This is a genomic window from Dactylosporangium sucinum, from assembly GCF_014647515.1.
Classification (GTDB): Bacteria; Actinomycetota; Actinomycetes; order Mycobacteriales; family Micromonosporaceae; genus Dactylosporangium; species Dactylosporangium sucinum.
The window spans coordinates 38,441-41,880 of the sequence record NZ_BMPI01000048.1 but is presented as its reverse complement, the minus strand read 5'-3'; the positions used below and the strand labels follow the sequence as shown (position 1 = coordinate 41,880).

The 3,440-nt window shown below is 70.3% G+C and carries 4 protein-coding genes; all 4 read right to left on the bottom strand.

Features of this window, described 5'->3' with window-relative positions:
* Positions 1 to 47: 47 nt before the first annotated feature.
* Positions 48 to 371 carry a hypothetical protein gene (locus IEZ31_RS37830; protein WP_190254906.1) on the bottom strand — a complete coding sequence of 108 codons (324 nt, stop codon included), beginning with the start codon at positions 369 to 371 and terminating at the stop codon, positions 48 to 50.
* 5 nt (positions 372 to 376) lie between these two features.
* On the bottom strand, positions 377 to 793 hold the full coding sequence (locus tag IEZ31_RS37825) for a YbaB/EbfC family nucleoid-associated protein (protein WP_190254905.1): 417 nt from the start codon (positions 791 to 793) through the stop codon (positions 377 to 379).
* 21 nt (positions 794 to 814) lie between these two features.
* On the bottom strand, positions 815 to 2,986 hold the full coding sequence (locus tag IEZ31_RS37820; protein WP_190254904.1) for a WXG100 family type VII secretion target: 2,172 nt from the start codon (positions 2,984 to 2,986) through the stop codon (positions 815 to 817).
* A gap of 93 nt (positions 2,987 to 3,079) precedes the next feature.
* Complete coding sequence (locus IEZ31_RS37815; protein ID WP_190254903.1) at positions 3,080 to 3,439, bottom strand: hypothetical protein; 360 nt, start codon at positions 3,437 to 3,439, stop codon at positions 3,080 to 3,082.
* Position 3,440 lies beyond the last annotated feature (1 nt).

The following is a 3,440-nucleotide window of genomic DNA, read 5'->3' as shown; positions in this document are numbered from 1 at the left end:
GGCTGCGCCTTCGTTGATCGGGGCCGGCGTCATGGCGACGCCGGCCGTCAGGTGGTGGTACGGCCGAAGTTGGCGACGTCGGTGTTGAGGTCCTCGACGCCGCCGATCTGCTGACGGAGGTACTCCACCTGGCCGGCGTCGCCGGCGGAGAGGTCGCGAATGCCGAGCATGATGAGGCGGGCGTACTCCACCTGCTCGGCCATGCCGTCGTTCAGGATCTGGTCGGACGAGTCGCGGATCGTGTCCGCGATCGGCAGGCAGTCGCCGATCGCGGTCTCGAAGTCGTCGTGGACGCCGTCCATGTGCCCGACGAACGGCTCGAACGCCTCGCTGCGCAGCAGGTCGGTGTCGCCGTGCAGTGGTGCGGTCACGGCCGTCAGCTCCGATCCGGGCTCGGCGCGCCGGGCATGTCGGGCATCTGGCGCATCACCTCGCGCATCATCTCGTCGATGTCGGCGGTGCCGTTCAGCATGTCGGCGATCGGCGTCGCCTGGGGAAGGACGGCCGAGAACATGGACGCGAGCTCGGCCGTAGCCTGCCGGCGGGCCTGTCCGATGGTTTCGACCAGCAGCGCGCTCAGCTCGGGTGTGGGCATCGAGCGGTAGGCGCGCGTGGGGAACTTGACGTCGAGCACCTCCCCCTGCGCGTCGACGACGACGGAGACTGTCCGGTTCTTGGACGTGGCCGTGATCGTCCGGCCGGCCATGTCGTGCTGCACCTGGGCGATGGCCTGCTGGCTCTGTTCGAGCTCGGCGTACGCCCGCTCGATTTCTTCGTGCCATGACGTGGACATGCTCTTGCCTTCCGTTTTCGATTACCGGGTACCGCGCCCGCGCGAGGGCTCGTACGTGGGCGGCGTCGTGCGGGGCTGGGTGGGGCGGCGGGACGGCCGGGTCGCCGGCTCGGGCTCGACGTCCTCCCTGCCGATGACGGCGGCCGTGACGTCCGGGTCGGTACCCCAGACGTCCTCCTCCTCGGCCAGCCAGGTGGTGCGTTCCCGCTCCTTCTCGTTCTGGTTGCCGGAGTTGCCCATCCCGCCCATGGGCGGCATGAACGGCATGCCGCCCATGGAGCTCGCGGCGCCGGTGGAGCCGCCGTCCGACGCCGGCGTCGGGTAGGCCATGGCGCCGGGCAGTCCGCCGATGTTCTGGCCGCCCGACGCGAGCGCTCCACCGGCCACGGCCGCGGCCGGGAAGTTGGTGATTCCCGATGGCGTGTAGCCCGCTGGGGGAGTTCCCAGCGGCCCGAGGACGAAGCCGCCGGACCTGTCCGGTGTCAGGCCGCTGCCCGAGCCGAAGCCGCCGAGATCGCCGCCGGTGGTGCCGCCGGAGCCGAAGCCGCCGGACCCGCCGAAGCCGAGGTCGTCGGGGTCGAGTGGGGACGGCGTACCGCCGGCGAGGCCACCGGTACCCAGGCCGGCCCCGGTGTCGTCATCGGAACCGCCGCTGCCCACGACCGCGCCGGACCGGCCGCTGCTGCCGAGCCCACCGGTGCCGAGGCCCGCTCCGGTGTTCATGCCGGCTCCGATCACGCCGCCGAGGCCGCCCGTGCCGCCGCCCGAGCCGACCCCCGAGCCGTCGAGGCCGGTCCCGCCGAGGCCGCCTGAGCCGCCGCCGAACTCGGTTCCGCCGATGCTGCCCGAGCCGCCTCCCGGGCCGTCGAGGCCCGCGCCGAGCTCCGTCCCGCCGATGCCGCCCGAGCCGCCGCCCGAGCCGCCGCCCGCGCCGTCGAGGCCGCCTGTGCCGGCGCCGAACTCCGTCCCGCCGATGCCGCCGGAGCCGCCGCCGGAGCCGCCGCCGAAGCCGTCGCCCGCGCCGTCGAAGCCTCCGCTCTCCGACGGCGGTGGCACCGAGCCGTCCGAACCACCGGTCTCGGGCGGAATGTCGCCGGTCCCCGGGCCGTTGAACTCGTTCTCGTTGCCCGGCCCCTCGCCGAAGGGGTTCGTCCCCGGGTACGGCAGGTGCGGAAGGTTGATGACACCGCGCCCGAACGCCGCCAGCAGGTCGTTGTAGCTGCTGATGAGGTTGCGCGTGGCCACCTGCGCCGCCTGGTCGAGGTCGTCGTAGTGGCTGATCCACTCCTGCTTCAGGTCGTCGTTCAGCCGGACCCACTCGGACTGCTGGATCAGGTCGTAGGTGGCGTTGCCGGCGCTGCTGAAGAGCCAGCTGAAGTCGAAGGTCCACGCCTCCTGCCGGTCGCCGTCCCCCGTGTAGTTGAGTCTGTCGGCGATGTCGACCTGGTGCTCCATCGACTTGAGCAGGGCATCGACGAGAGTGTTCGGGTCGTAGTGCTCCCATGCCGTGTACGCCTGCCACGCGTTCCACAGGCTGTCGCGGAACCGGTCGATCTCCGTGGCCGCCTCGTCCAGCACGTACGGCCAGCCGGTGTTCACGTAGATGTTGTGGTCGACCAGGAACCGGCCGCTGATGTTCGCGCCGAGTTGCTGCATCCCGAGGAACATGTCGCGGATGGCCCAGGCGAAGGCGTCCGCCGCCGAGCCCTCGATCACGCCGCCGTTCTCGATCTCGTCATAGATCGAGCGGAGCTGCGTCTGGCCGTCGCCGGTGAGGTAGTCGTGGACGTTGCGGAAGCGGGTGGCTACGTCACGGAACATCGCCGGGTCGAGATACTGGTTTGTGTCGATGCCGTCGATGATCGACCGGCTGGTGTCGACCAGCAGCTTGGCCTGTTTCGACGGCGAGTTGTCGCCACCTTCGTAGAAGTAGACCGTGGCTCGGATGAGCTGGAAGTTCGTGCTGTCGCCGTCCTTGCGCACCCGGTACAGGGTGATCTTGTTCCAGTCCGAGCCGTTGGGCATCCAGTGCTCCCACGGGCGCTGGTAGTCCTCTTCGGTGGACCACCGGGACTCCCAGAACGACATGTCGAGACCGATCCAGGCCGGGTTGCTGACGCGCGTCGAGTCGATGTCCTCCTCCGCGCCGAGGATGTCGCGGACCGTGGGGGTCCAGTCCATCGGCTGTGTCATCGTGGGGGCTCCTCAACTCATCACGCCAGCGAGCTGCGTCAGTCGTGGCCGGGCGGCCGGCACCGCGGTGCCGGCCGCCCGGGGTGGGTCCGGCTAGCCGCCGGTGTTGCCGGTGGTGGATGACGACGTGTTCCACGCCGGCGCATCGCCGAGGAACTCCTGCGCGCGGATGTCGTTCATGTTCTCGGCGTCGTCCGTGACGGTGGCGAACAGGTTCGCCTGGGCGGCGCGGTTGTTGGCGGTGCTGCCGATGTCCGTCAGCTTGGCGTGCAGGTTCACGCCGACGGTGGCGACCGCCGTCTGCACCTGGGTGCCGAGCGAGAACCTGGTGTGACCCGGCTTGAGGGTGATGGTCTGGATGTCGCCCTGCGGCGAGACCGTGACCTCCTCCGCGACCGTCAGGTTGATGTTGACCGCACGCCCGAAATAGGCGTCGTCGCTGGTGAGTGGCATG

What these genes read in the sequence shown, in the direction of transcription:
- IEZ31_RS37825 (WP_190254905.1), bottom strand. Translation starts at nt 793, where the DNA reads ATGTCCACGTCATGGCACGAAGAAATCGAGCGGGCGTACGCCGAGCTC.
- IEZ31_RS37820 (WP_190254904.1), bottom strand. Translation starts at nt 2,986, where the DNA reads ATGACACAGCCGATGGACTGGACCCCCACGGTCCGCGACATCCTCGGC.
- IEZ31_RS37815 (WP_190254903.1), bottom strand. Translation starts at nt 3,439, where the DNA reads ATGCCACTCACCAGCGACGACGCCTATTTCGGGCGTGCGGTCAACATC.